Source organism: [Clostridium] symbiosum ATCC 14940 (genome assembly GCF_000466485.1).
Classification (GTDB): domain Bacteria; phylum Bacillota; class Clostridia; order Lachnospirales; family Lachnospiraceae; genus Otoolea; species Otoolea symbiosa.
The window spans coordinates 38,503-64,383 of the sequence record NZ_KE992850.1; the positions used below are offsets into that span (position 1 = coordinate 38,503).

At 47.0% G+C, this 25,881-nt stretch carries 28 protein-coding genes; all 28 read right to left on the reverse strand.

Features of this window, described 5'->3' with window-relative positions:
* Window positions 1-92 precede the first annotated feature (92 nt).
* Complete coding sequence (locus tag CLOSYM_RS05395) at window positions 93-1,145, reverse strand: tyrosine-type recombinase/integrase (RefSeq protein WP_003503989.1); 1,053 nt, start codon at window positions 1,143-1,145, stop codon at window positions 93-95.
* A 5-nt stretch (window positions 1,146-1,150) separates the two neighbouring features.
* The gene (locus CLOSYM_RS05400) at window positions 1,151-1,891 is read right to left on the reverse strand and encodes a tRNA 2-thiocytidine(32) synthetase TtcA (RefSeq protein WP_009298238.1); all 741 of its coding nucleotides are present in this window, start codon (window positions 1,889-1,891) and stop codon (window positions 1,151-1,153) included.
* A gap of 220 nt (window positions 1,892-2,111) precedes the next feature.
* Entirely contained in the window at window positions 2,112-2,990 is an 879-nt protein-coding gene (locus CLOSYM_RS05405; RefSeq protein WP_044902157.1) for an AraC family transcriptional regulator, read from the reverse strand.
* Between the two features lie 203 nt (window positions 2,991-3,193).
* Window positions 3,194-3,826, reverse strand: a complete 633-nt coding sequence (locus tag CLOSYM_RS05410) for a DUF4317 family protein (protein WP_003503994.1) — start codon at window positions 3,824-3,826, stop codon at window positions 3,194-3,196.
* 434 nt (window positions 3,827-4,260) lie between these two features.
* Window positions 4,261-4,620 (reverse strand): hypothetical protein, encoded by a 360-nt coding sequence (locus tag CLOSYM_RS05415; RefSeq protein ID WP_003503996.1) that lies wholly within the window; start codon window positions 4,618-4,620, stop codon window positions 4,261-4,263.
* Between the two features lie 101 nt (window positions 4,621-4,721).
* Window positions 4,722-6,578, reverse strand: a complete 1,857-nt coding sequence (locus CLOSYM_RS05420; protein ID WP_021641283.1) for a C40 family peptidase — start codon at window positions 6,576-6,578, stop codon at window positions 4,722-4,724.
* Between the two features lie 92 nt (window positions 6,579-6,670).
* A complete protein-coding gene (locus tag CLOSYM_RS05425) occupies window positions 6,671-7,318 on the reverse strand; it encodes a cytidylate kinase-like family protein (protein ID WP_021641284.1) in 648 nt (215 codons plus the stop codon).
* 78 nt (window positions 7,319-7,396) lie between these two features.
* Window positions 7,397-8,254 carry an L-serine ammonia-lyase, iron-sulfur-dependent, subunit alpha gene (gene sdaAA / locus CLOSYM_RS05430; RefSeq protein WP_003507144.1) on the reverse strand — a complete coding sequence of 286 codons (858 nt, stop codon included), beginning with the start codon at window positions 8,252-8,254 and terminating at the stop codon, window positions 7,397-7,399.
* Window positions 8,255-8,461: 207 nt separating this feature from the next.
* Window positions 8,462-9,118, reverse strand: coding sequence for an L-serine ammonia-lyase, iron-sulfur-dependent subunit beta (sdaAB, locus tag CLOSYM_RS05435; protein ID WP_021641286.1), 657 nt, complete (start codon window positions 9,116-9,118; stop codon window positions 8,462-8,464).
* Between the two features lie 65 nt (window positions 9,119-9,183).
* A complete protein-coding gene (locus CLOSYM_RS05440) occupies window positions 9,184-10,101 on the reverse strand; it encodes an RluA family pseudouridine synthase (RefSeq protein ID WP_021641287.1) in 918 nt (305 codons plus the stop codon).
* Between the two features lie 20 nt (window positions 10,102-10,121).
* A complete protein-coding gene (gene lspA / locus CLOSYM_RS05445) occupies window positions 10,122-10,655 on the reverse strand; it encodes a signal peptidase II (protein WP_003504008.1) in 534 nt (177 codons plus the stop codon).
* Entirely contained in the window at window positions 10,648-11,781 is a 1,134-nt protein-coding gene (gene aroB, locus CLOSYM_RS05450; RefSeq protein WP_021641288.1) for a 3-dehydroquinate synthase, read from the reverse strand. Before aroB ends, lspA begins: the two co-directional genes overlap by 8 nt.
* Before the next feature lie 139 nt (window positions 11,782-11,920).
* Window positions 11,921-12,676, reverse strand: coding sequence for a YlmH family RNA-binding protein (locus CLOSYM_RS05455; protein ID WP_003507151.1), 756 nt, complete (start codon window positions 12,674-12,676; stop codon window positions 11,921-11,923).
* Between the two features lie 7 nt (window positions 12,677-12,683).
* Entirely contained in the window at window positions 12,684-13,190 is a 507-nt protein-coding gene (locus CLOSYM_RS05460; RefSeq protein ID WP_003504016.1) for a cell division protein SepF, read from the reverse strand.
* The gene (locus tag CLOSYM_RS05465) at window positions 13,187-13,891 is read right to left on the reverse strand and encodes a YggS family pyridoxal phosphate-dependent enzyme (RefSeq protein WP_003504017.1); all 705 of its coding nucleotides are present in this window, start codon (window positions 13,889-13,891) and stop codon (window positions 13,187-13,189) included. Before CLOSYM_RS05465 ends, CLOSYM_RS05460 begins: the two co-directional genes overlap by 4 nt.
* A gap of 21 nt (window positions 13,892-13,912) precedes the next feature.
* Window positions 13,913-15,316, reverse strand: coding sequence for a biotin/lipoyl attachment domain-containing protein (locus tag CLOSYM_RS05470; RefSeq protein WP_021641289.1), 1,404 nt, complete (start codon window positions 15,314-15,316; stop codon window positions 13,913-13,915).
* Window positions 15,317-15,520: 204 nt separating this feature from the next.
* Window positions 15,521-15,940 (reverse strand): hypothetical protein, encoded by a 420-nt coding sequence (locus tag CLOSYM_RS05475; protein WP_003504019.1) that lies wholly within the window; start codon window positions 15,938-15,940, stop codon window positions 15,521-15,523.
* 93 nt (window positions 15,941-16,033) lie between these two features.
* On the reverse strand, window positions 16,034-16,999 hold the full coding sequence (locus CLOSYM_RS05480) for a D-alanyl-D-alanine carboxypeptidase family protein (protein WP_021641290.1): 966 nt from the start codon (window positions 16,997-16,999) through the stop codon (window positions 16,034-16,036).
* Window positions 17,000-17,009: 10 nt separating this feature from the next.
* Window positions 17,010-17,405, reverse strand: coding sequence for a methylglyoxal synthase (gene mgsA, locus CLOSYM_RS05485; RefSeq protein ID WP_003504021.1), 396 nt, complete (start codon window positions 17,403-17,405; stop codon window positions 17,010-17,012).
* Between the two features lie 15 nt (window positions 17,406-17,420).
* On the reverse strand, window positions 17,421-18,545 hold the full coding sequence (locus CLOSYM_RS05490) for an FtsW/RodA/SpoVE family cell cycle protein (RefSeq protein WP_009298261.1): 1,125 nt from the start codon (window positions 18,543-18,545) through the stop codon (window positions 17,421-17,423).
* Complete coding sequence (gene minE, locus CLOSYM_RS05495; RefSeq protein WP_003504024.1) at window positions 18,542-18,829, reverse strand: cell division topological specificity factor MinE; 288 nt, start codon at window positions 18,827-18,829, stop codon at window positions 18,542-18,544. Before minE ends, CLOSYM_RS05490 begins: the two co-directional genes overlap by 4 nt.
* Window positions 18,830-18,841: 12 nt before the next feature.
* The gene (minD, locus tag CLOSYM_RS05500) at window positions 18,842-19,633 is read right to left on the reverse strand and encodes a septum site-determining protein MinD (RefSeq protein WP_003504026.1); all 792 of its coding nucleotides are present in this window, start codon (window positions 19,631-19,633) and stop codon (window positions 18,842-18,844) included.
* A gap of 65 nt (window positions 19,634-19,698) precedes the next feature.
* Entirely contained in the window at window positions 19,699-20,361 is a 663-nt protein-coding gene (locus CLOSYM_RS05505; RefSeq protein ID WP_021641291.1) for a septum site-determining protein MinC, read from the reverse strand.
* 14 nt (window positions 20,362-20,375) lie between these two features.
* A complete protein-coding gene (locus CLOSYM_RS05510; RefSeq protein ID WP_003507160.1) occupies window positions 20,376-23,261 on the reverse strand; it encodes a penicillin-binding transpeptidase domain-containing protein in 2,886 nt (961 codons plus the stop codon).
* Window positions 23,254-23,772: a rod shape-determining protein MreD gene (mreD, locus tag CLOSYM_RS05515; RefSeq protein ID WP_021641292.1), complete on the reverse strand. Its 519-nt coding sequence runs from the start codon at window positions 23,770-23,772 to the stop codon at window positions 23,254-23,256. The genes CLOSYM_RS05510 and mreD overlap by 8 nt, the downstream gene beginning before the upstream one ends.
* On the reverse strand, window positions 23,753-24,607 hold the full coding sequence (gene mreC / locus CLOSYM_RS05520; RefSeq protein ID WP_334291289.1) for a rod shape-determining protein MreC: 855 nt from the start codon (window positions 24,605-24,607) through the stop codon (window positions 23,753-23,755). The genes mreD and mreC overlap by 20 nt, the downstream gene beginning before the upstream one ends.
* Window positions 24,604-25,296 (reverse strand): RadC family protein, encoded by a 693-nt coding sequence (radC, locus tag CLOSYM_RS05525; protein WP_044902158.1) that lies wholly within the window; start codon window positions 25,294-25,296, stop codon window positions 24,604-24,606. Before radC ends, mreC begins: the two co-directional genes overlap by 4 nt.
* A 124-nt stretch (window positions 25,297-25,420) precedes the next feature.
* Entirely contained in the window at window positions 25,421-25,675 is a 255-nt protein-coding gene (locus tag CLOSYM_RS05530; protein ID WP_003504037.1) for a DUF4321 domain-containing protein, read from the reverse strand.
* Window positions 25,676-25,881 lie beyond the last annotated feature (206 nt).

Sequence of the window (25,881 nt, forward strand, 5' to 3'; positions counted from 1 at the left end):
TCCATGCCCCTGCCTCCCGATGCACTTTTGCTTTTATGCCGGATGAAAACCACATGAAGGGCCGGAAGGGGAGAGAATGTTATTTATTGTTACTATTTATCTCTTAATTGCACTTTATTACGTGCGCTCCGCCGTCTTTCGTCCTCTAAGGCAGCATAATGCTTTTTGGTCGTGTTGACATCTTCGTGGCCGAGAACATCTGCCACCAGATAAATATCGCCGGTTTCCCGATATAGATTCGTGCCGTAGGTGCTTCTGAGCTTATGGGGAGTAATCTTCTTTAAAGGGGTTACAATTTTGGCATATTTCTTAACAAGGTTTTCAACACTTCGTACATTGAGCCTTTTTTTCTGAAGGGATAAAAATAGTGCGTCTTCATGTCCCGGTTCGGGAGTGATGTGTTTACGTTCTGCCATATAATCGGCCAGCGCATCTTCAACCTCCGCGCCGAAGTAGACGATGACCTCCTTGCCGCCTTTTCGGTGGATTCTGATGCCGCCCGTATTAAAATCCACATCATTTATATTCAGGCCGACGCATTCGGAGACACGTATTCCGGTTCCAAGCAGGAGTGTCATTAATGCAAGATCGCGGATTTTAGTTTTGGCATGAAACGCCTTCTGCTTTTCAGTCAGTTGCGCACCTGCTTCAACCTGGTCAAGAAGGCTGGCGACCTCATCGACCTCAAGACGTATAATTTCCTTTTCATGAAGTTTTGGAAGCTGAACTAATGCGGCCGGGTTATTCTTAATACGTTCGTGTCGGTAGAAATAATTATAAAAGCTTTTTAATGATGCGATTTTCCGCATGATTCCCCGCTCTGTATTAACTAAATCTTCCCTTTTTTCCGTGGAATGGCATTTCAGGAATTCCATGTATTCTTCAAAATCCATCACCTGGATTTCATCCAGAACAGTGAGAGAGAAGTCACGCATTTCACAGTTGGCAAAAAGCGGGTTTTCCTGTCTGAGAAAATCAAAAAATGTCTTTAAATCGTAAGCGTATGCAATTCTGGTCCGGGAAGAAGTCCTGGGTTCAATTCCTCTGAAGAAATCAGCGCAAAAGGGCGGCAGTTCCTTTAACATCTGGCGGAGCCTTTTTGTATTCTCAATTATTTCCTGTTCATGATAGGAGAGAGCAGCCATTATTTTCACCTCGCATTATTTGGCAATTTTTTATCCGGCCATCCTTCAATGTTTCCTTCGGTTATGGCATGGAAAAGGCGTTCCTTAACCCCAGGCGCCTGTAAATTCAGTTGTTTTGTTAATTGTTTAACATATTCGCGTTTCGTTTTTCCATCCACCGGACAGGGATTTTTGCATACAGGAAGTGAAAATCTGTTTTTAAATCCAATTACATCAGCTTCAGATACATAAATCATCGGACGGATAACCGTAAGTTCCGTCCGGTCCAGAAAGGTTTTAGGAGAAAACGCATAAAAGCGGCCTTCATAAATTAAAGATAATAACATAGTTTCAATCAAATCATCACGGTGATGTGCATAGGCTATTTTATTGCAGCCCAGTTGTTTTGCCGTTTCATTGAGGGCGCCTTTCCGCATTTTAGCACAGAGGGCGCAGGGATTTGATTCTTTCCTGGTTTCAAATAGGATTTTACCAATATCCGTCGGTACAACGGTAAATGGGACAGATAATTCACTGCACAGGGATCGAACCGGTGATAAATCAAAATTTTCAAAACCGAGGTCTACAGTAATTGCAGACAATTCAAATTCATTAGGATAAAAACGTTTAAGTCCATGCAATGCATATAATAAAGTCAGACTGTCCTTGCCGCCGGAGATGCCAACGGCAATTTTGTCACCAGAGTCAATCAGAGCGTAATCATCCACGGCCTGACGGGTAAGACTGAGTAATCGCTGTAATTTCATAAGAAGAATGCTCCTTGGTAGGTTTTATTGTCCAACTATTCGATAAAGTAGACTTTCACGAATAGTTAGATATAGGACAGTATACTACTGTTTTATATAAAAATCAATCAAATTGAAGGAATTAATTTTTATATTTATATAATAAGCTCCTGGCCGCAGATGAAAAACAGAGATGAAAAACAGGCGTCATGTATAAGCACAGCGCCTGTTTTTCTATCTCTTATTTCTTTTCAACCGCGACCCAGACTTCACAATGATAATCCGGTGAATAGACATCTGCCGACGGGTATGCTTCGAAGTCGGTTCCTCCGCAGGGCTGGTATTCACTTGATGGGAAAAATTCACTGTAAATCTGCTGATACAGTTTCTGGAACGATTCCGGCATCTTTCCCACGCATGGGAATACAACATAGGTGTGAGCAGGTATCTCCTCCACGATTAAATCTTCCTCTTCCACCGGTAAACCATTGTACATAGCACCGATTGCATACGGGAATTCCTCATCAGTGGCATCTTTGCCGAAGCTGGCTCCTACAATGCAGTCTTTAAAAATATTTTCCTCCGGAATATATTTGCAGAGAGATTTTATCGTGCCGTCCGAACCGCACTTCTTCCAGAATTCCCCAATCTCTGCTGCTGTCAGTTCCTGGCTGCGGGAAACCTTTTTCTTTTTCATGATCAGTTTAAATGCCTCTTTCGTCTCAATTCTGTAATCCATCGTATTACCTCCGTTTAAAATAAGTTTTACGGAAAGACGGGAAAAAGATTTTAAGACGGCACTGTTGTTTTTAGCCTGTGACGGAGCAATTCCATGAAATCGTGTGAATGCCCTGCTGAAGCTTTCCGGTGTATCATAGCCATATTTCATTGCAAGGTCGATTATCTTTTCATTAGATTGAAGCAATTCGCTTCCGGCCAGCGACAGCCTTCTCCAACGGATATATTCACCTAATGTAAATCCGCACAGAATACTGAATACACGTTGAAAATGAAAGCTTGAGGAATAAGCCCGTTTTGCAGCCTCTTCATAATCAATCGGTTCTGTGATGTGTGCCTCAACATAGTCAATGGCTTTCTGTATACCTGTAATCCAATCCATCTTTCTCCTTTCCCCTCTCCCTGCGTTACGCATCGTCACAATTCAGCCGGCAAGAATGTTACCGCGTGTGAAAACCTGTCTGAACTGTTGCTGCGTATATACATATCTTAAAGGATTAAGGAGGTTTTCTCTTGACATTTTGTGCGGTCCGATGTTGTGCTGAAACTCAGGCAGTTCCCGGACATGCAATTCATCAAAATCCGCTATTTTTCGGGACATACTCCCAAAGTTTCCAGCAGTTCATTGTGCGGCCTTTTTGCATCCATCTGGAATATATCAATATGGTTCAGATCCGCGCTTCTGTCGGTAAAGGCAGGGAACAAAAATCCGTATTCCGGTTTTCCTGGCTCATACTCGCCGGACAGCGGGCAGACAGCGCAAATGATATATTCAAATACCTCTTCCGATTCCCACAGCCTTTCTTTATCGGAAGCCTTTGAGGGAATGTCGAAACGATCATGAAATACCAGAATGGCATATTCTTTATCCGCCCTGTATTTCTCCATGACAATATCATAAAATGTATCCATCAGGGCGTCATTTTTCAGACCGCACTCTTTCATTGCCATAAGCAGCTGCCACATGCTGCCCGGTTTGCGGACACTTTGGGGAAATTCATATTTCTTCAGGTTTACATTTGTCGGTGAAAACGGGATTTCCTTTGCAAGTGCAAGCTTTTTCGTCCGTTCCGGTGACGATAGTTTTAGAAAATTTGTATTAAAACTCCCATCAAAATCACCATCCTTATCCACATAGCATCCTGCAATCCTTGTGAAGGAAGTGCGGGCAAGGGTCATCCGCCTTGTAAGCTCCAGCATATCTTCTCTGTTTATCATGGTCTGTGTCCTTCTCTGTTAATATTTAAATATACGGGCAAATCATTCGGAACATTTCATCCGAAATAGGATAATATTATAACACTTAAGAAGCGACTCAGCAACTCAATCCGACGGTCATCTGCATAAGCTTTGCTGCCGCTTCATTCACCGTTTTGTATCGGATTGAAATAAGCCGGATTTCCTCCATTCTTTTTATCAGGATTTCTATTCATTTCTGATTACTCCTTCTTCTGAATCGGCAAAAAGGCATAGCCTGCGCTCAGTCCAAGAACGCAGGATACACCTTTCCGTCCGAATGATATGATGTTGGGGTCAAAAGGTCTTTTGACCCCTTTGAAACCGGATTGCTCCGCACTTCAATAAAATATATTTTGCGTTGCCTTAATTACTTGCCGTTACTTTTCACGGAAGTTTATATACGTATTGATTCTTTATTTAAGTATGTCTTCTTTTTTCTCAAGAATTGCCTCAACAGCCGCACAGGCCGGGCAGTCACAGAACTTCGCTCCGGCAGCTTTGATTTCCTTTGCATGAACTGCAATATTGGCAGCGGTATCGGCTCCAAAAAGCGCAGCTCCGGCCTCCGAACCCGCAAAGCTGATCAAATTGTCAATCGGCATGATATCCGCCTCAAGTTCATCAATATATTTTTTGGTTTCTTCTGCCTCCTGCTCTGTTCCCACCGCATTCAGCCATGCCTCGGCTGCAGCTTTTGTCTCGCTGCTGCAGGTTGGCGCACCGATTAACTCATGAGTTTTTTCAACTGCGAAGCTTAAAATATCTTTCTCCATGGAACATACCTTCTTTCTGATGAAATATGATTAACAGTAACGTTTACTCTGCTCTTATTTTATCATAAACAATAAAATGATGCAAAGCAAAGCGTGTTATCTTAATCTAATAAAGAACGGTAATAAGGCCAGTTTGCATCCATAACACTGACTGTGACGTTGCTGACGCTTCCGCCTGTCTCGTGGATGCATATCATCTGGCCGTTCGGCGCCCAGGCCAGGAACATGACGACATGGGAATTTACCCCCAGTCTTATGATAATGTCGCCTGGTTTTAAGTCGGACCGGCTTACCGCCCTTCCGGCATATATCAGACCGCTGGTGCCGAGATTAGTCGGGATCTTTCCAAGGGAAGACCAGTAAACCCAGTTTACCCATCCGGAACAGTCAAGTCCTGATATGATACGTCCTTTTCTGTCGGGCGGGGTAATAACGGCAAAATTATTGCCCTCGTAACCCGGCACCTTTGCCTTACCTCCATAATAGTATGGAATTTTGCCGACAGACTGCAGGGCGTATGTAATGACTGCCTTTCTCTCCCTCGATATATCGTCGGGAAGCAGTTTCAGATACTCACTGATCTCCGTAAAGGTCAGCGGCTTTCCGAGTGCCAGTTCAATTGGGGACAGATTATATAAAAGCGCCCAGTCCTGGCTGTTCAGCCGGTTGACATAGGCTTTGCCGTAATCGGACCATCCGTTCCAGGCCTCTGTCTTCATGTGGCCTCTCTTATCCAGGGTAAAAAGGTTTTTCTGTTCTGAAAGCCCGGTAATACGGGCCGTGATGGTCAAATCGACATGGCCGGGACAAAATTTTCCTTCTTCGTTGAGCTGTATCTGCGTTTCCTCGGCTGCCGGAACAGCATTGGATTCACCGTCCTGGCCGCCCACTGCATGCTCTCCTGCCGCGGCGGCGGTATCTTCGGAGGGACCGGACAGCTCTGACGGTGATGCCTGGGCTGCAGCCGCTTCCTGTGAAGTCTCAGATGCCCCATTCTGCCCTTCCGGCAAGACATCTGAAGGAATTTCCGCCTGACTTTCACCGGAGGTCTCTGAAGGCGCTGATAAGGCGGGTTCCGTCTCTGCATCGTCATCTGATTCCGCATCATTCGGATCCACACAGCCGTCGCAATAATAAACAGCACCGACTTTCACGCTGTAACCGTGGGATAACTGCCATAATTCATCAATATAGCTTTTGAAGTTATCCACATCGGTCCATCCGGTAAACCAGGTGTAAACGCTGGCCATGGAAGCGATTTCCTGTGCGTTGGAATAGAGGGAAATACTTTTGCCGTCTCCATCGTAAAATTGAAAAGAGACGTTTTTCCACGACGGGATCAGCCACGTAGCCGGATTGGCCGGATCGTGGGCTTTGTTGGTCGGATCGTACTTACCGGTGACGGAGGATGCCGGATGCCGGAGCATTTTAGCGGCCTGCTCTGGCGACGCCTGCAGCCACCGGTAAAGCTCGGATGTCCATTCCGCATCTTTACGGTTCAGATACTCATACATCTGTCCGCCGTAGGAATCAGAGGCCCTTGTATGAAAGGACAGCTTGAAAAAATCGTAGAATGGTTTCAGGTTATAATTCAGCAGGCGCATAACGCGCTCCTGCTGCGTGGCCGTCTCATCCTCCGGGGATATCTCCTGCTCATCGGGATAGAGCGCCATCAGATTATACTTAAAAACGGAAGGAGAATAGGTTTCCTCCGTTTTCGAATCCAGCCCTGAGAGATAGGAGGCTGAATTACCGGCAAATTGATTTAATAGATTCATAATCCGGACAGGCAGCGAGCCGGACTGTGATATATCCGCCGCATTATCATGAGAAATACGAATTGCCTGTTCCGGCGCTGGTGAAACAGCCGGCTTATAGGATCCTGCAATTGAAATAAGCAGAAACCCGGATGCAGTCATAACCAGGATTCTCGTTATCAGTGGATGGAACTTTCTCATTGGGGTAACTCTTTTCTAGTTAAGTTATTGACATTATAAAAGACCAATACGCCTGTTCAAAACAAACAGGCATACCGGTCTTATTATATCAGTTACTTATAATTCTTTGTTTTAAGAAATTCTTGTTTCTTTTTGGCGAATTCCTTAATTATATCAACTGCTCCGTCATAGCCTACGGCGCTGCTGCTGATGCACATGTCATAGCTCTTACAGCTTCCCCAGCGTTTGCTGGAGTAATAATTGTAATAGCTGGCCCTGCGTTTGTCTGTTTTGATCATGATATCTTTTGCTTTTGCCTCATCCACATTGTGGCGTTCCATCAGATGGCGGATTTTATCCTCCTCGTCGCCGCAGATAAAGACGCTGACGGTATTGGGATAATCAGCCAGCGCATAATCAGCGCAGCGGCCTACGATGACACAGGATTCTTCCTCCGCCAGCTTCTTGATTGTATCGAACTGGGCCAGAAAGATCTTGTGGTTAATCGGCATATCCATATATGCGGAGGTATTGTATCCCAGAGAATATGTATCCATAACAAGCGAATAGAGAAAACTGCTTGTCGGCTTCTCATCATGAGTTTTAAACAGTTCTTCACACAAACCGCTGTTCTTTGCAGCGAGAGTTAAAAGCTCCTTATCATAACACTTCACACCGAGATCTGCTGCCAGTTTCTGTCCTATCAGTCGTCCTGCACTGCCACATTCACGACCGATTGTAATTACTAAATTACCCATCATCGATCTCACTCCTTTCAATTTGTAAAACTATTCTGCTTCTTGCCTCTATTATAACGCAAAAATTCTGAAAAGTCATTATTAAAATTGCAAATTACGTGCAGATTTTGAAGCGGCTAATCCACCCAGACTTGTTTCCTTTAAGGAAGCGTGCATTTTATCGCCCACTTCTTTCATCGCGTCGATTACCTGATCCGCGGGTACAAAACTGACAATCCCAGCCAGAGCCATATCTGCGCTGGTCAGCGCATTGACGGCTCCCAGGACGTTCCGTTTGATACAGGGCACTTCCACGAGTCCGGCAACCGGATCGCATACAAGGCCCAGCAGGCTTTTAAGGGCAATTGCCACTGCATTTAAAATCATATCCGGTGAGCCTCCCTTTAAAAATACGAGGGCTCCGGCAGCCATGGCCGATGCGCTCCCTATCTCAGCCTGACAGCCGCCCAGGGCTCCGGCAATATACGCACGCTCCGCTATGACCTGTCCGATCCCGGCGGCAACATAGAGGGAGCGTATCATTTTTTCATCCTCAAAACCAAACTCGGCACAGCCGGGAATCAGGACGGCCGGAAGCACTCCGCAGGCTCCAGCAGTCGGGGCTGCCACAATCCGTTTCATACAGGCATTCGATTCCCCCATCTGAAGTGCCGCTCTGATGACGGAATTAATGAATGGTCCGCACAGAGTATCCCCCTGCTCCATATAAGCCGACATCAGCGCACCCTGCCCCCCGGACAGGCCGCTTGCCGATTTGAGGGACGGATCATAGGAAGAGGCCGCTTCCTTCATGGCCTGCCACATGGACTTCATACTGCTTAAGGAGTCCTCTCTGGTGACGTCCCTCTCCTGCATATCGTCCTCGAGCACGGCTTCATCAAAAGCTGCTCCGTGTTCGGCGCAGTACTGCACAATGGAATCAAGTGATTTATATGCCATATGATTTGAACCTCCGAAAATTAGAATAAACGGCATGCTTCAGTGCCGTTATGGTTTAGGGGTTACTACTCACAGCTTCGCTCCGTGTAACTCGTGATTTTCGCGCAAAATACGCACGAAAGCACCTCGCGGGATACAGGCCGTGAATAGTAACGTTTGGGATACAATATCGTATCCGTTCCGATAAGATGAACAGTTACAAAATAGCTACAGATTCAGGCAGGTAACCTTAAAGATGCCCTTAACGGCTTCAAGTTGCCTCACAGCCTCAACCGGGATATTCTGATCCGTCTCAATCACCATCACGGCATCACCGCCCCTTTTGCTGCGGTGGAGCGTCATGGTTGCGATATTGACCGAGCCGGAGGCCATCAGAGACGTAACCTCGGATACGTAGCCGGGCTTATCGATATTGTGGATAATCAGCACCGGACGCTCTCCGGTTACGTTGATTTCCACACCGTCCAGTTTGTTAATCATGATACGGCCGCCTCCGAGCGAGGACGCCTGCATCCGGATCCTCCGGCCAGACGCGGACAAAATGTCGAGAAGAGCCGTGTTTGGATGCGCTCCGCCGATTGTGTCATGAATAAAACCGAATTCAAGCCCAGCTTTTTCAGCCTCCCTGAAGCTTTCAGGAATTTTCATATCATCCGGCTCCATGTTAAGAAGCCCGGCGACAATCGCCCTGTCCGTTCCATGGCCGGCTCCGGTGGAAGAAAAAGAACCTGACAGAGTGATGGCGGCTTTGACCGGCGGTTCTCCCAAAAGCTTGCGCGCCGCCAGCCCGATACGCACCGCACCGGCTGTATGGGAGCTTGACGGGCCGACCATAACCGGACCCAGTATATCAAAAATATTCATTTGTACCCTCCAGAAATGTTACTCTTTACCCCCGCCAAAAAGCGGCGGGCTGTATTGCGGATGTTTCAAGTTAAGCGGCGCAGTTTCTCAAGCAGTTCCTCAAAATATTTTGGCAGCGGCGCTGAAAACTCCATATACTCTCCTGTGCGCGGATGGAGGAAACCGAGAACTCCGGCATGCAGGGTCTGCCCCTGTAAACGGAAGGGCTGTTTCGCCGGGCCATATACCTGATCGCCCAGAAGCGGATGTCCGATGCTTGCCATGTGAACCCGGATCTGGTGCGTGCGTCCTGTTTCGAGCCTGCACTCCACGAGTGTATATCCGTGAAAACGTTCCAGCACTTTATAATGGGTGACGGCGTCCTTGCCGTTTTTACTGTTGATGCTCATCTTTTTCCGGTCATTCGGATGACGTCCGATAGGAGCGCGAATTGTCCCTTCATCGTCTTTGAGACTGCCGAATACCACGGCATAATATTTCCTTGTGATAGAATGAACCTTTAACTGCTCCGCAATGGAATTATGGGCCAGGTCGTTCTTGCATACGATAAGGACTCCTGTAGTATCCATATCGATCCGGTGGACAATGCCGGGGCGCATGACGCCGTTGATACCGGAAAGCTGCTCCCGGCAATGATGCATCAGGCCGTTCACAAGAGTTCCTTCATAGTGTCCGGCGGCAGGATGAACTACCATGCCTTTGGGCTTATTGATCAGAATCACATCCTCATCCTCATAGAGGATATCAAGGGGCATCTCCTGCGCCGTAATCTTCGCTTCCACAGCTTCCGGCACCTCGAAAGTGACCGTATCGCCGGCCGCTGTTTTGTAGCTGCTTTTTACCGGTTTTCCATTCACCTCCACCAGCTCTGATTTTAAGAGCTTCTGGAGAAAGGAACGCGTATAATTGGGACAGCTTTCAGTCAGAAATTTGTCAATTCGCAGGCCGGAGCTTTCTTCCGGAACAATGTATTCCTGTTTCAAACTGCATTCTCCTTTTCCTGTTATTCTCCATTCTCCGATTTTTTATTCTTCTGTCTTCCGAATGAAAGAAATTCCAGTTCCTCGTCGGAATAAACGAAAAAGAAAAGGAGAATCAAAAGCAGCGTGGATATCACTACGTAACAGTCTGCCACATTAAAAATCGGAAAATCTATTAATTTGAAATATAAAAAATCCACCACATAGCCGTTCGCCACCCGGTCGATCATATTGCCTGCGGCGCCGGAGACGAGCAGGAACAGACATCCGGTAAACGGCAGATATTTTTTATCAGACGGCATGCGAAACAGGAGAAATACCACAACAGCTATGACGGCAATGGCGATCAGAAAGAAAAATCCCTGTTTGCCCTGCATCATTCCAAATGCAGCCCCGCGGTTTTCCGAGTAATACAGTTCAAAGACACCATCCCAGATTACAAACGGCTGCTTTCCTTTTAATTTTACGACTGCCAGATACTTTGTCCACTGGTCGAAGCCGATGCTGACAACGAGACCGGCGAGAAAAAACAGAAACTGCTGTATTTTTTTATTCATTGAATTCCTCCTGTGTCAGGATGAACTTAAGCGCTTCCTCCATCTCACCGTCCGTGACGGTCCGATCCACATAGGCACAGCCTACGCTTTTTAAAAGGATGAAGTTAATCACTCCGGATTCCATCTTCTTATCATTCTTTGTCGCCTCGATAATATCGCCGGCCGTCAGGCCGGAAACACGCACCGCAATATGAAATCGCATTAATGCCTCTTTAAAACGCTCAGTTTCCGCTTCTGTAATCATACCTCTGCTCTCGGACAGACGCATGGCGGCAAGCGCTCCGAGGGCGACACATTCGCCGTGAAGCAGTTCAAAATTTTTGAGTTTTTCGATGGCATGGCCCAGGGTATGTCCAAAATTCAGGAGCATCCTGTCTCCCTTTTCCGTCGGATCCGTTTCCACAACTTTTCTTTTAATCAAATTGCTTCCGGCGACGGTCTGTCTCAGGACAGTGAGATCCCTGGTTTCAATTTCACCGGCATGTGAAAGCAGCCAGTCATAGTATTCCCTGTTCCGTATCAGGCCATGCTTGATCACTTCGCCCAGCCCTGCGGCAAACTCGTTGTCCGGCAGGGTTAAAAGGGTTCTGATATTCGTATAAACGAGTTTCGGCATATGGAAAGCGCCGACCATATTTTTGTAAGAGTCGAAATCAACGCCTGTTTTTCCGCCGATACTGCTGTCCACCTGGGAGAGCAGGGTGGTTGGAATCTGGATAAAAGAAATTCCGCGCAGATAGGTGGCGGCGGCAAAGCCGCAGAGATCGCCCACGACCCCGCCCCCGAGGGCTACCAGCATATCACTCCTGTCAAAGCGCTCCAGAATCAGCCGTTCATAGAGCTTTTGGACAGTAGACAGATTTTTATGCGCCTCTCCCGCCGGAAAAACATAAGAAATCACGCTGCTGCAGCAGGATGACAGGATTTCGGCCACTTCCCTCAGGTAAAGCTCCGACACTGTAGAGTCGGTGACAATGCAGAGTTTACCGGAAGCAGAGACATGTTTGCGTACCTCCTCCTGCAGGCCGTTAAAATCTTGTGTCATAACAATATCGTATACAGGCTCGCCGTTCAAATGCACGGTAAGTCTGTCTGTAGTATTCTCAGATGTATTTTTGCCATTCATAATCGTTTCTCCTTATCCGTATTTGGGCAGTTACTGTTACAGCCGCTATTCCGAGAGGTGTTTTCACTCGTATTTTGAGTGAAAATCCCGAGTTTAACGGCGCGAAAACGAATCGTAACTTTCGGCATGTATTTGCGGACTATATATATTTTTCGGCATTGACGAAAAGGCGCCCTTTCTTTGTCTGATTTCCGGCGCCGGTATAGCGGAACTTGCCGAGGCCGCGGACCGATATAATCTCTCCCTCCTTTAACTGCCGGCCGGGAGAGATGCACAGGCGGCCGTCTATAAATACCCGCTCCCCCTCAATAAATGGGAGGGTCTTTGACCGGGACGTCTTAAAAACGAGGGAAATCACGCTGTCCAGACGCGGAGATGCCACGCTTCCGCTCACCGTCTCGCAGTTCGGAGCGGCCGCCGGGGCCTGCGTGGCGGGCCGGCAGCTGACCTGGGTGTGGCGCACCATCTTAAGCTCCTGGATTAAAAAGGGAGCCATCTTCTCCAGACAAAAAATAAAACAGCCGTTTTCATTCATCAGAATATCACCAATACAGCTTCGCGATATTCCAAGGTTCATAATGGCCCCCAGAAAATCCCGGTGTGTCAGAGCCTCTGCAAAGCGTGGACTGGCCGGAACGGCTTCCAGTATACTGATTGGTAAATCGGCTGTTTCATCCTCATAAGACGGCAGAAAACAAACAATTTTCCGTTCGGCAGTCTCATAACCTCCGCCCATCAGCCAGGTGACAGGAGGAAGCGTACGTTTCATGGAATGGAAAATTGTCTGTTCATTTAACGTCAGAAAATCGGTATATGACCGTATATCACGCTGATAGCAGAGCGCCGCCAGCTCCGATATACGCTTTTTCAGTAATTGTTCGTCTTTATCCTGCATAATAATGTTAAAAGTGAAGGTTCATTCCGGAAATATTCAAAGAGCCGTCAGCTAAAAGCTCCGGGAAATCGCCGGATAATTCTACGGTTTCTGGTGTTGCAATAAATATGTAATTGGAAATCTTCTGCAGGTTTCCGTTCATCGAATACGTGGCGCCTGATGCAAAATCAATAATTCTCTGCGCCACTTCCATATGGATGCCCTCCATGTTCATGACGACAGCTTTTCCTGCCAGCAGATAATCGCAAATCTCCCTGGAATCCTCCATGGAGGTAGGTTTTATTAGAGTCACTTCCATCCCCCTCCTCATAGGGACTACTTTGCTTGAGGAACGTGAAAGAAAACGGGGCTTTGGCTCCGGTTCCTCATCATAGTCATAGTCTTCTTCTTCTTTTTTATTAAATAACCGCTTTTTGGCAGGTTTCTCATCTTCATAGTCGTCATCGATGAAGTAGTCTTCATCGTCTTCTTCTGTTAAACGCATTGTATCCATTAGTTTGTTCAGAATACTCATACTAAATTCTCTCCCATCTTTGTCCTGGCACCAAAGATTCCGGTACCGACTCTAATCATGGTTGCGCCCTCTTCTATTGCTGTCATATAATCACCGGTCATTCCCATCGAGAGCACAGCCATATTAACATTATCGATGTTTTTGCTTTTTATGTCAACATTTAATTGATATAATTTTAGAAAAATATCGCGATTTTCTTCAGAATTTTCAACAAATGGAGCAATTGTCATCAGTCCCTTTATGTGTACATGGGAGAATTTGGAAATAATGGTAACTGCCTCCAGAACTTCGCCGGCCCTGAACCCATACTTGCTTTCCTCTTCCCCGATATTGACCTCCAGAAGGATGTCGACATCAATGTTTTTTTTTGCCGCCTCTTTTTCAATCTGTTCAGCCAGAGCCACTGTATCAACGGAGTGGATCAGGACTGTTTTATCGATGACCTGGCGTACCTTGTTCTTTTGCAGATGTCCGATCATATGCCAGCGGATGTCATCCGGAAGTGCGGGCGCCTTTTCAAGAATCTCCTGAACCTTATTTTCACCGAAGTCACGGACGCCGGCATCATATGCCTCCCTGAGAAGTTCCACCGGTTTTGTTTTACTGACAGCTATCAGCGTTACATCCTGAGGCTGCCGGTTTGAAGCCCGGCAGGCCGAAACAATATTTTCTTTTACATCATTTAAATTTTCTCTGATCATTCTGACACACCTTTCCCAGCGTTATTGGTATATAATCTGTCCTTCCGTTACCGTAGAGGCGTTAAGCACGATGTGATCATACACGGAAAGACCATATTTTGTCCCTTTTTCTATTATGTAATATTCACCGTTATTCGTCAGCTCCGATATGAGACGGAACACGGCATAGCCCTTGTTAATATTGTAGACTCCCTTAAGCGTTGCGACAGGACCAATCTGATAACGCTCACTGGAATCCGGCTTTACAATATAATCTCCGCTCTTAAACGGTCCGGAATCGCTTTTATCCACATAATAATATTCTTCCGTGGAATTATATATATCGGCCGGTGTAAATACAATGGAGGATTCTCCGGATTCCGAATAGACTTCCTTTAAGAAGCCGGACTCCGACATGGTGGCGTCTCCGCCCTGAGTCAGATAATCGACCGGAACCGTAAAAAACTCTTTTGATGTTACGGATGAAACAGGGATCTTGAGACCGGCTGCCTCATCTGACACGATTTCAAAATCGATAAACCGGTCGGAAGCAAACTGTACCATAAACTTATCAAAATCTACTTTGCCGTAAAGCTTTCCGTCGCTTCCCGTGATCTGGCTGTAGGAACCCCGCATCGAGAAATCCGTGCTTGCCGGCTTGATTTGTAGCGTCTCTCTGTCTGCATAGGCCGTCTGATCCTCTTCGCTGAGAGGAAACACAACGGACCAGTTCTCTGAGGTGATCAGTTTGTAAACCGGCGTGCCGTTCTCGATTAAATCTCCCGCTTTGCCAAAGGAGCGTTTATAGAGTGTGCGGTCAAAGGATGCCTCGGAGATATCGGAGGCGGTCATCCCTTCATAGGAATCTATCGCATAAGAAACAATACCGGGCTGATCCGCATAAACCTGCTGGTAATTAATCCCCCGTTCCTTTAATAGCTCGTCCATACCGTCAAGTGCGTTGAAGTTCATATACTCCGCCACGGAGGCCTGGAGTGAATATTTCTCATCATAAATAGCTCCGAAGCGGCTGTCGCTGTAAGAGAGGCAGAAGGAGCTGAGCTGCTTCTTCAGTTCGGAGAGATTTTCATCGGAGAGAGGGGCGGCGTTTTCCTGGTTCTCCTCCAGAAATTTGCCCAGCTGTCCTGTTTCATCCAATGAATAAACACGGGCACCCGCAGCGGCGCGTTTGCCTTCCCTTATGTAATAATTGACAAAGCCTGTCCTGTCGGCCTGTCTGACAGTCTCCTCTCTCAGAATAATCCCTGTGTGGCTCTTGTCATTTACGATACTGCCCTCGACCACTTCATAGAACTGTATCTTATCGCGGCGGATATACGTGTAAACACTGAAGGAAAGATAAACGAATATCATGGCAAAAATAATCATGCCAACGTTTATGTTCAGTGGTTTTTTATAGCGGATAACTTTTTTGTTTTTAGCCATGATGTAATGCCGTTCTCCTTTCCTTTGTATTATAAGAGTAATTGTCAAAAAATTCAAGCAAAAGAAAGAGCGCCGCGGCCGCAGCACTCTTTCTTCTGTAAGTTATGTACCATTAATGTAACTGCTCATACGGCACGAAACAGTTTTCCGCTGTTTTTGCGCATCGCGAAGCGGTAACGTATGAAGGTACTGTAAGTTACCCATTTATAACGAAACAACCACATTTGGTCTTGCAATCTCAGGTAACGTATCTGCGTCCATGGAAATGCTGAGAACAAATGTAATATGATATTTTTCACTGATAGTCTCCAGCGTCCGGTAGGTCGCTTCGATATCCTCGCCCTCCAGGCAGGACAGCTTGAGGAAGCTGTCTAAATACATCTGTTCCAGATCATGATCCTGACAGATGATTCCGCAAAGAAAACCTATAAATCCTTCACTGGAAGTAATCGGATATTCCTGTACGTTGATGAGACGAATCTTATTATTCAGCTCGTACATATGCTTTGCACTTTTGTCAAGATAAACTATCGAACCCTTGGATTCTTTTACTGCTGTATTCGCCATGTCCAGTAAATACTTAGTCTTTCCTTTACCCTTATTTCCCGCAATAATCTGAACCATAACAATCTCCTCCTTGGATTTTTTATTTAAGTTGTATAAAAAGTCATTTAATCTATAAATAATTATAGTATAAATTCATAAAAAGCGCAATCACTAATTGACAATTTTAGAAATTATATTTGTCATATTATCATAGAGGGAAGGACGACTGTCTGATTTAAGGACAACGGAAATATACTCTTTATCCTGGCTGTCGTTAGAGGCCATAATCAGGCAATATCCTGCAGCCTGAGTCGTTCCGGTTTTTCCGCCGAGGACGCTGACTCCGGCCGGTGTTTCACGCTCTCCTTTCTGATACCAGTTCCCCACAGTCCAGGTTTTCGATACGGCTTCCCCGGCGCCGTTCTGATAATTAGCTGTGTAAGAATCTTCAGCGATTATCTCTCTGAAAAGCGGGAGCTTCATCGCTTCATTGAACATCAGATAGAGATCATAAGCGGTAGTATAATGGTTCTCGTCAGTAAGCCCGCTGGGGTTCATAAAGTGGGTCCCTGTGGCGCCCAGTTCCCTGGCCCTGACATTCATTCTGTCTGCAAACGCGTCAATGCTACCATACATATGTACGGCAATGGCGTTCGCCGCATCATTACCCGACGGCATCATAAGGCCGTAAAGAAGATCCTGCATTGTAATCACGTCTCCCGGCTTGATTCCGCAGAGGGTAGCGCCTGCCTCGGTTATAACCGCATCCTCTGTCACCGTCACCTGATCCGAGAGATTCCCCTCTTCCAGGGCGATGATGGCAGTCATAACTTTGGTAGTGCTGGCCGGATACAGCCGTTCGAATGCATTCTTACTGTAGACAACAGAGCGGTCTGTAACATTAAAGAGAGCTCCGGCCTCCGCATTCATGGATGTATCCCCGTCCTGACTGTCTGTGACGACGCACAGATCCTCCGCGAAAAGAGGAGCCAGCTCACTGCCCCCATGTGTGGACATTAGCTGTGATCGGTCTTCATATGAATAAGCTTCCTCCAGCCCGCCTTTTTTACCGCAGGCTGAAAGTGAAAGCGCTGCTGCCGCAAGCAGAACGGAGCTCTGTATTATTATACGTTTCAATGGCGCACCTCTATTTATACATCTCGCGCCACTCCATATCGCCGCGATCCAGAGACTTGATCAGGAGCTCAGCCGTGGCTAGGTTGGTGGCCAGAGGAATATTGTGTACATCGCAAAGACGGATAACAATATCAGCATCCGGTTCATGTGACTTTGGTGACAGCGGATCCCTTAAAAATATGGTGAGATCAATGGAATTATGCTCGATCTGTGAACCAAGCTGAGTAGATCCTCCCAGATGACCGGGAAGATATTTGTGTATGGACAGGTTTGTAACCTCTTCTATCAGCCTGCCCGTCGTGCCTGTCGCATAAAGAGAATGCTTGGCTAAAATCCCTTTGTAAGCGATGCAGAAGTTCTGCATCAGTTTTTTCTTTGAATCGTGTGCGATTAATCCTATATTCATCGATAACCTGCCTCCTTAATGATTGCTGCTTTTTCTTTGAAGTCCAATATTTAAGACAATTCCCATACCGATAAACATGCTGAGAAGTGAACTGATACCGGAGCTGATAAACGGCAGCGGCAGTCCCGTATTGGGGAATATTCCCGTTGCCACAGCTATGTTGGCGAAGCTCTGAAAAGCAAGCAGAGCCGCCATACCGGTACAAATAAGTCTGCCTGCCGTATCTTTGGCACGGCTGGCAATGTAAAGACACTCATAAACCAACAGAGCATAGACAAGAATCACTATGACACTGCGGATGAAGCCCAGTTCCTCCCCGATTACCGCAAAGATGAAATCGGTCTGTTCCTCTGAGAGGAAATTTCCGTTTTTGACAGAACTCAGGGTATTGTTAAATAACCCCTTGCCATTTAGTTGTCCTGAGCCGATGGCCATAATGGAATTATCCTGCTGCCGGTTTAAATCGGCATACTGGCTGTCACTGTGAAATATTTTCGCCAGAATCCGCTGTGCCTGATACTTCTTAAGGAACGGTACCATATCAAACAGGGCCAGGTAGAGACAGAGTCCCGTAAGCGGGATTCCGGCAGCCAGTACTCCCACAATCCATTTATAACTGAGCCCTGCGGCATACACAATGCAGACAAGCGTAAAAGCAATAACGATGGTGGTGGACAGGTTCGGCTGCATATAGACCATTCCGAGAGGAACGGCGCACATCAGCGCTGCCGTTCCGACAACGGACGGCGCATTGATCCTTTCCTGATTCTTTGACAGAAACCAGGAAAGGATCACAATAAGCCCTATTTTCACAAACTCAGAGGGCTGGATCTGTATACCGCCGATTCGCAGCCATCTGGTTGCTCCTTTTGTATTTTTTCCGATTAACAGTACGGCAAGCAGCAGGGAAACGCAGCCCACATATATAATGGAGCTGAATTTAAAATACTTGTGATAATCAATCAGGGAAACGACGATGCATATGACCAGTGCTATCGCTACCCCGACGATCTGCTTGAGTACAGTCGCCCGGTCCTGTCCGCTGGCGCTGGCAACCACGAGAACACCGAGTGTACTGAGAGCCAGCATATAAAAAATTATGCGGAAATTGTAATTTTTAAAGTTGTAATCGAATATCATGCTGTAAATGGCCCCTTATTCTGTAAGTCGCGAATCGGTATGCTGGCATACAGCGCAGGTACTTTTCCCTTGTATTCATCAGTTGAACTCCTGATGACGCATACGGTGAGATCGTTTGTATCCACTTCCATATACCTGGAGACGGCGTGGATAAAGTCACTGCGTATCATCTCCAGCAGTTCCGGCGAGCAGCCTGCCCGATCAGAAACCAGCAATAGTTTTAGGCGCTGCCTTGCGATTTCGCCTGAATTCTTCCGGCCAAACAGCTCCACTAAATGCATCATACAGTCCCTCCCTTAAGCCCGCTTAAGCAGACAGGTTATTCTGGACCATATATTCCGGCTGTTTTCCAGATTCATAAACGGTACCGACTCACCAAGTATTCTTTTGCAAATGTTCAGATAGGCCTGACCGGCATATCCGTTCATTCCCACCAGAGGCTCACCCTGATTGGTGGAAATGACGATGTCCTCATCATCCGGCACGGTTCCGATGACAGGGATGGACAAGATATCCATCACATCATCGACCGACATCATGTCTCCGCGGTGTACCATATCCATTCGTATCCTGTTGATGATCAGTTCAATACGTTTGGTGGCATCGGCTTCCAGAAGGCCGATGATACGGTCTGCATCGCGGATGGCGGATACCTCCGGCGTGGTGACGACAAGTGCTCTGTCTGCTCCGGCGACGGCATTCTTAAATCCCTGTTCGATACCGGCCGGGCAATCTAATAGTATGTAATCAAAATCTTCTTTCAGGTACTCTACTAACTTTACCATCTGCGACGGGTTGACACTTGACTTGTCCCTCGTCTGTGCCGACGGCAGTAAAAACAGGTTAGGATATCTTTTGTCTCTAATAAGCGCCTGCTTCATGCGACAATTGCCTTCCACTACGTCCACCAGATTATATACAATCCGGTTCTCCAGTCCCATGACCACATCCAGGTTTCTGAGCCCTATATCGGTATCGATTAATACGACTCTCTTTCCCAGCATGGCAAGGCCTGTTCCGACATTCGCGGAAGTCGTTGTCTTGCCGACGCCTCCTTTTCCGGAAGTAACAACAATGACTTCACTCATTTGAACATCCTCCTGTATTCAGTTTACCCTATTATTCTACTCTAAAATCAGAAATATTTCCAGTATTAAATAAAATTTAAATAATTTAAGAAACTCTTTTTAATTGGCCGGACAACCAGACTGTCTTCTTCCACTGAAATAATGATAGGTCCCCGGCCGAGCCGCTTTCCTTTTTCCTCTGCCCTGGTACAGTAATCGGCAATACGAAGCTGTGTGGGAGCCATATCGAATGCGACGATCACGGCGTTGCCCCCGGCAGCTCCGGCATGGACCGTACCATTTAACACTCCCAGTACAATCACATTGCCCTTCGCGATGACGCGTGCGCCGTGGCAGACATCGCCGATAATCACGATACTGGCCTCCGACTCCAGCACATCGCCTTTCTGCAGGCTGCCCTTATAGAACTGCCCTGTCTGGGAGGAAAGCTCCATCAGGCGTTCGGTCAGGGCCTTCTCACATTTGGCGATGCGGTTGGCATCGGTATCCAGGATACAGAGGATATCAATCTGTGAATTGGCCGTGATGGCATCCACAATCTGAAATTCCTCAGAAGGTGTAAGTGTACGCCCCTCCAGGGTCAGAGTCATCTGAATGGAACCCCAGAACCGGGAACTCTCCCTGAATTTTTTTCCTATGTCTTCTATTAGCTGCTCAAAGGGCACATCCGGATTCAGTATGACCGTCATTCCGGCCTTGCTGCCCTTGATAACTACGGAACTTTGCATGAAACACTCACCTCTTAGTCTCCGTTAATCCTCTCATTGGATGCGTCCAGCGCTCCGGAGGTCATGATATTATCAAGTGTGGTATAGTTGTAGTAGTAACGGTATACGTGTTTTGCCACCATTGCGGCATTGGATGAGGAATAACCGTTCGGAATGTTGACGGTGACGGCAATTTCAGGGTTCTCATAAGGCGCGAAGGAAACGAAAAATGCATGGTTTCCTCTCTTGTCCGACTCCTGTGCCGTACCTGTCTTACCGGCAATGCTGACATCCAGGTTATTGAAAATTTTCTTTGTACTACTGTTTGTGATAACCTGTCTCATACCCTGCTGCACCGCGTCCCATGTGGACTGGGCGATATCGAGCTGGGCATGGACCGCCGGCGTATAATCCTTAACCAGGTTGCCCTGGGAATCGGTCTCCTTGTCGATCAGGCTTAAATCAAATACCGTTCCTCTGTTGGCCAGCGCCGTTACATAGCGGGCCAGCTGTACGTTGGCATAGTTATGCGTACCCTGCCCCATGGCGGAACGCTCCGGGTCCTTGTTGGTAATCTCCGGATTGGCCTCATAAATTTCGATCCCGGACGGCTGGTCCAGGCCGAACATTGTGGCGTATTTTCTGAGTACCTCCAAACCTTTATCCGGATTGTAATTTCCATCCGCATCCAGCGACAGCCTGTGTGCCAGTTCGGAGAAAAAGTAGTTACAGGAATTCTCTATACCGCCGATTACATTCAAAGGGCCGTGGAAGCCCGGATATTTCCAGCATTTGATCGGCGGATTGGCCTCCTCGTATTCGCCGGTACAGTTGATGGTCTCATCAATCCGGATTGCCCCTTCCTCCAGTCCGGCAATGGCCGTGATAGGCTTAAAGGTGGAACCGGGAGCCTTCAGCGTCTGGGTTGCGTTGTTTCGCAGCGGCAGCGACTGATCGGCATTGAGCTGGGCAAAATATTCCGGGTCGGAAATCCGGTTGTTGTCATAGCTCGGGTATGTGACCAGAGCCATAACCTCTCCTGTTCTGACATTGGTGACAACACAACTGGCCGTACATGGATCGAGTGCAAGCTGGGCGGGTGTAATCTCAATATTTCTGATTTTGTTCATCAGAAATTCAAACGCATAATCATCCCCGCTGGCACGGAGGCGGTTAACCTCCGCCTCGTCGTAGGCCAGAACATTCTGGGAATACAGGGCGAGGCACAGCTCTTTGCCGGAAACCACGTTGTTATTGATCAGGTAGCGGTAAATCTTCTTTGTAAACTCCGTATCATCGGCCAGATTCTGGAACACATAATCCACCAGGGCGGAGAAAACATCGTCGGCATTGGAATACTTACTGGTGATGTTCAGTTTCGTCGTATCTATCCAGTTGCTGGCAATACCGTAATAGAGATAATCCCGGAGGCTGATGGCATTGTTTTTCCATGCCTGATACTCTGCGCTTTTCGTGTCGATGGAATCCTTGATAATGACTCCGGCCTCATCACTGGAGAGGTAGGTATAAATATAAATCATATACGCCTGCATCTCCTCCGAAAGATCACGCATCAGAGTGGCGTTCCCGGATAACAGCTCGCTTCGTATGTCGTTTTCAATCCTGGCTCTGGCGTTCAGATATTTTGCATTAATCTGGCGCTCCACATCAGAGGCTTCGTCCGACGCAAACTGTTCCAGGGAGAGTACGTTGTTATTAATAAGCTGGAAATAGGCATCCTTAATGGGAAGCTTGATATTTGACGAGTCCGTATAGACGATTTCGTCAGCCTCTTTGTTGACAATTGTTTTCAGAAGAACACCGGCCAGCTGTCTCTCCAGTATGTTATAGATGGCCTTCTGAAGGTTTAAATCCAGAGTCAGCCAGATATCATTGCCCGCCACGGGCTGTACCTCATCTGTTATCGTCAGTATTCTTCCCACATTATCCACATAAGCGGTCTGGGAGCCTTTTTGTCCCTTCAGCTCCAGTTCCATGGAAGACTCAATACCGGTTCTGCCAACGACATCGTTTAACTCATAGTCGTCATTCACCTGCTTCAGTTCCTCCAGACGCTCCGTGGTAACCTTTCCGGTATAGCCGATAATCGGTGCAAAATACAAGCTTTCGTTATATACCCGGTTTGTGGATTCCTCGATATCGACACCCGGAAGATCCGCCGAGTGTTCCAGTATATCAGCCACCGTCTCATCGCTGATGTTGGTAGCGATGGTGGTCGTTTCGTATTTCTGATAAGCAGTGAACCTCATGGTGTAACGGATATTGATAATCTGAAGCGCGACCTCATCCGGAATTTCAATGAGATTGCCCTTCTTATCCTTCGTTTCATCAAGCTTGTACTGTACTTTCAGCTTATCGAACAGTTCTTCTGCCGTAACGTCTGCCGGAGCATCGCCATCCTTATCGGTCAGTTCATCCACGCTTTTCTTACCGTATAGATCTCTTAAAAACCGCTTTCTGGCAGCCTCCGACTTTGTTGAATAGGCCAATTCACCGTTGTGGTCTATCATAAGTTCTAGGCTTCCCTGGGCGGTTTCACCGTGTTTGTTCAGAATCGACACCAGCTCGTAAAGCATCCTGTTCCAGTCCGAATCGAACTGGCTCGCCTTGCGGAAGGCTCCGATATCCTGTATGGTAACGGAATTGGCAAGCTCATTGTAAGCCAGCACATTCCCGTTTCTGTCGTAAATATTGCCCCTTGTGCTGTCTGTCTTAATGACTTTTTCAGCCAGGGCTATATAGGCATCCTGATACTCTTCTCCCTCGACGATCTGCAGCTTAAAAAGCCTGCCGACCAGCACACAGAACATAATAAAAAAGACTGCGGAAAGGGCGAAAAGACGGGAGGTAACCACTTTTTTGATTAATTCTTTTAAAAATTCTTTCAGGTCATCAAACAAGATTCTTGTCTCTCCTTTGCTCCCACGCCTTCAGCTTACGGTATATAAAAAGAAAGAAACGGTAAACAATCAGGGTGGTTACGGTTGTAAATATGATTTCCGGAATCATGATTTTAATAAAGTAATGGCCGAAATTCAGCCTGTTTCTGATCAGGAAACGGAATATATAAATATACATATTGTATGCCAGATCATTGACGATGCTCAGCACAAGAGGCAGTGTAATATAGTCCTCATAATAGTACTTTGTGCAGATTCCGTTCAGGTATCCCATATTGATGTAAAACAGGGTATAAAAGCCAAAAGGACCGCTGTAAAAAAGATCCATGAAAAGCCCGGCTATCAGGCCGTAAAACATGCCGGACTCCTTGCCCTCAATGAACCCGCATATAAATACGGAAATGAGAAGAAGGTTCGGCGCCGAAGACAGAAAGGCGATCTGAGGAAACACACATATCTGGATCGTAAATGCCAGGATCAGAAGTATAATATTAATCAGTACTTTGCGCATCTTCTTCTCCCCCGTTTTTCAGCTGGGTGATAACCAGTACTTCCTGCAGGTTGTCAAATTCCGCTACAGGAATGATGAAACCTGATTTCGTAACATTGTTGGCATCGGTGGACAAATCGGCGGCATAGCCAATCAAAAGACCGGGAAGAAAGATATCACTGATATTGGATGTGATAATCTTGTCGCCGTTCTGGATGTCATAGTCCTTTTTGATGTGATCAAGGCCGAGACGTCCTTCCTGATACAAGGTCAGATTACCGGATACGTTGCAGGTATCCCCGGAACGCATGGACATTCCGCTGACATTGCTGTCGTCGTCGATAATGGCCCTGACCGTGGCGTAATTCGCCCCCACATCGGTGACAATTCCCACCAGTCCGCCGCCGGCCATGACATTCATATTAACTTTGATTCCATCGGCCGAGCCTTTGTCAATCCGGAAAATCTGGAACCAGTTGCCGGAGTCTTTGGCGATAACGCGGGCCGCCACCTTCTCATACTGCATATAGTCCTGATCAAGCTGGTAAAGCTCCCTTAAGCGTTCCAGCTCAAACTGTTCTGCCTGAAGCCGGTTATTCTCCTCAGTCAGCTGATCAATACGCTGCGTGAGCCTTGCATTCTCCGCCTGCGCCTCCTTCAGGGAGGAATAGTCCCTGATATTGTTGTAAAGGCTTGTACCAACGGTATTCATACCCGACTGGAGCGGTACAAGGAAGTATCCGACACCGGTACGCAGCGGCGTAAGAAAGCTGCTGTTGATGGATGTTACGGCAATCAGCAGGACACAGAAAACAGACAGCCCTGCCAGGATATATTTGCTGTTCTTCATAGCTATATAATTCCCCGTTCTTTAAAACTGAAATAAGAATTATCCCCGATAATAATATGATCCAGTAGCCGGATACCAAGAAGAGCCCCCGCTTCTTTTACCTGAACAGTCAGCTTTTTGTCTTCACTGCTGGGGGAAGGGTCTCCGCTGGGATGGTTGTGGACCAGGATAATATGGACTGCGTGATAGCGCAGCGCCTCGATAAACATCTCTCTGGGAGAGGCAACCGACATATTGACGGTTCCCCGGAAAATCAGAGAATCCTTAATCAGTACATTTTTCGTATTCAGCATCATTAGATGCAGTTCTTCCTGCTCCATATGGCGCATATCCTGCATATAGAAGCCGGAAATAACGGCCGGTTCGTTGAAAACCACCGCCTCTTCCGTGACCAGTGTTCTCCAGATACGCCGGGATAATTCACCGATACACAGTAATTCAATTCCTTTTACCTTGCCAATCCCCCTGACTGCCATCAGTTCTGGCAGGGAAAGATGAAGAAGTCCCAGAATCCCTGCGGGATAGCTGAGTTCCAGAATTTGTTTTGAAAGCTCCAGAGAACTTTCACCTCTTGCGCCGGTTCTTAAAATAACCGACAAAAGCTCGGCATCCGTCAGGCTCTCCGGCCCCGATGCCAGACATTTTTCATAAGGTCTGTCCGAATAGGGCAGTTCTTTCATCGTACGTCTTTTCACTACTCCTCCTCACCGTGCCTCTCCAAGTACAGTGTAAGGATATGGAACGATAATCCGCACGCTCCGCGCACAGGCCACCGCCATCAATGAAACAGTTTGCTTTCAGCCGCGCGCTGTCTCAGCTTCAGACCAGACGATATGTAATGACTGCAATAATCACTCCGACAATACTCGCCATCGTGATTCTGATTGTAAGACCGAAGGTAATAACAAGAATTCCGAAATTGAGGACAACCGGCTCGGTCAGTCCAAAGGTTTCTCCGAAATTCAGCCAGGTCAGCCACGGTATATCGGAAGCCAGGTTCCCGATAAATCCGCCAAGTACAATTCCTGTCAGTAAAAACAGCAGCAGGATCCAGAAGTTTTTCGCTCTGCTCATTTCTGTTTGTTCTCTCCCTTGTATCCCGGTTAGTAATGATTTCCATTTATGGGGCATTACACCGATTCTTCTTATTGTAGCATAAACCGGCCTGCCTGTATACATCAGGAGGCTGTGTTTTTTATTAAAGATTTATTAAACGGTAACAGCTCAGACGGGGAGCTGTTGCTATAACATATGGAGATTTAGTTAAGCAGGTGAGGACG

What these genes read in the sequence shown, in the direction of transcription:
- CLOSYM_RS05395 (WP_003503989.1), bottom strand. Translation starts at nt 1,145, where the DNA reads ATGGCTGCTCTCTCCTATCATGAACAGGAAATAATTGAGAATACAAAA.
- CLOSYM_RS05400 (WP_009298238.1), bottom strand. Translation starts at nt 1,891, where the DNA reads ATGAAATTACAGCGATTACTCAGTCTTACCCGTCAGGCCGTGGATGAT.
- CLOSYM_RS05405 (WP_044902157.1), bottom strand. Translation starts at nt 2,990, where the DNA reads ATGGATTGGATTACAGGTATACAGAAAGCCATTGACTATGTTGAGGCA.
- CLOSYM_RS05410 (WP_003503994.1), bottom strand. Translation starts at nt 3,826, where the DNA reads ATGATAAACAGAGAAGATATGCTGGAGCTTACAAGGCGGATGACCCTT.
- CLOSYM_RS05415 (WP_003503996.1), bottom strand. Translation starts at nt 4,620, where the DNA reads ATGGAGAAAGATATTTTAAGCTTCGCAGTTGAAAAAACTCATGAGTTA.
- CLOSYM_RS05420 (WP_021641283.1), bottom strand. Translation starts at nt 6,578, where the DNA reads ATGAGAAAGTTCCATCCACTGATAACGAGAATCCTGGTTATGACTGCA.
- CLOSYM_RS05425 (WP_021641284.1), bottom strand. Translation starts at nt 7,318, where the DNA reads ATGATGGGTAATTTAGTAATTACAATCGGTCGTGAATGTGGCAGTGCA.
- sdaAA (WP_003507144.1), bottom strand. Translation starts at nt 8,254, where the DNA reads ATGGCATATAAATCACTTGATTCCATTGTGCAGTACTGCGCCGAACAC.
- sdaAB (WP_021641286.1), bottom strand. Translation starts at nt 9,118, where the DNA reads ATGAATATTTTTGATATACTGGGTCCGGTTATGGTCGGCCCGTCAAGC.
- lspA (WP_003504008.1), bottom strand. Translation starts at nt 10,655, where the DNA reads ATGAATAAAAAAATACAGCAGTTTCTGTTTTTTCTCGCCGGTCTCGTT.
- aroB (WP_021641288.1), bottom strand. Translation starts at nt 11,781, where the DNA reads ATGAATGGCAAAAATACATCTGAGAATACTACAGACAGACTTACCGTG.
- CLOSYM_RS05455 (WP_003507151.1), bottom strand. Translation starts at nt 12,676, where the DNA reads ATGCAGGATAAAGACGAACAATTACTGAAAAAGCGTATATCGGAGCTG.
- CLOSYM_RS05460 (WP_003504016.1), bottom strand. Translation starts at nt 13,190, where the DNA reads ATGAGTATTCTGAACAAACTAATGGATACAATGCGTTTAACAGAAGAA.
- CLOSYM_RS05465 (WP_003504017.1), bottom strand. Translation starts at nt 13,891, where the DNA reads ATGATCAGAGAAAATTTAAATGATGTAAAAGAAAATATTGTTTCGGCC.
- CLOSYM_RS05470 (WP_021641289.1), bottom strand. Translation starts at nt 15,316, where the DNA reads ATGGCTAAAAACAAAAAAGTTATCCGCTATAAAAAACCACTGAACATA.
- CLOSYM_RS05475 (WP_003504019.1), bottom strand. Translation starts at nt 15,940, where the DNA reads ATGGTTCAGATTATTGCGGGAAATAAGGGTAAAGGAAAGACTAAGTAT.
- mgsA (WP_003504021.1), bottom strand. Translation starts at nt 17,405, where the DNA reads ATGAATATAGGATTAATCGCACACGATTCAAAGAAAAAACTGATGCAG.
- CLOSYM_RS05490 (WP_009298261.1), bottom strand. Translation starts at nt 18,545, where the DNA reads ATGATATTCGATTACAACTTTAAAAATTACAATTTCCGCATAATTTTT.
- minE (WP_003504024.1), bottom strand. Translation starts at nt 18,829, where the DNA reads ATGATGCATTTAGTGGAGCTGTTTGGCCGGAAGAATTCAGGCGAAATC.
- minD (WP_003504026.1), bottom strand. Translation starts at nt 19,633, where the DNA reads ATGAGTGAAGTCATTGTTGTTACTTCCGGAAAAGGAGGCGTCGGCAAG.
- CLOSYM_RS05505 (WP_021641291.1), bottom strand. Translation starts at nt 20,361, where the DNA reads ATGCAAAGTTCCGTAGTTATCAAGGGCAGCAAGGCCGGAATGACGGTC.
- mreD (WP_021641292.1), bottom strand. Translation starts at nt 23,772, where the DNA reads ATGCGCAAAGTACTGATTAATATTATACTTCTGATCCTGGCATTTACG.
- CLOSYM_RS05530 (WP_003504037.1), bottom strand. Translation starts at nt 25,675, where the DNA reads ATGAGCAGAGCGAAAAACTTCTGGATCCTGCTGCTGTTTTTACTGACA.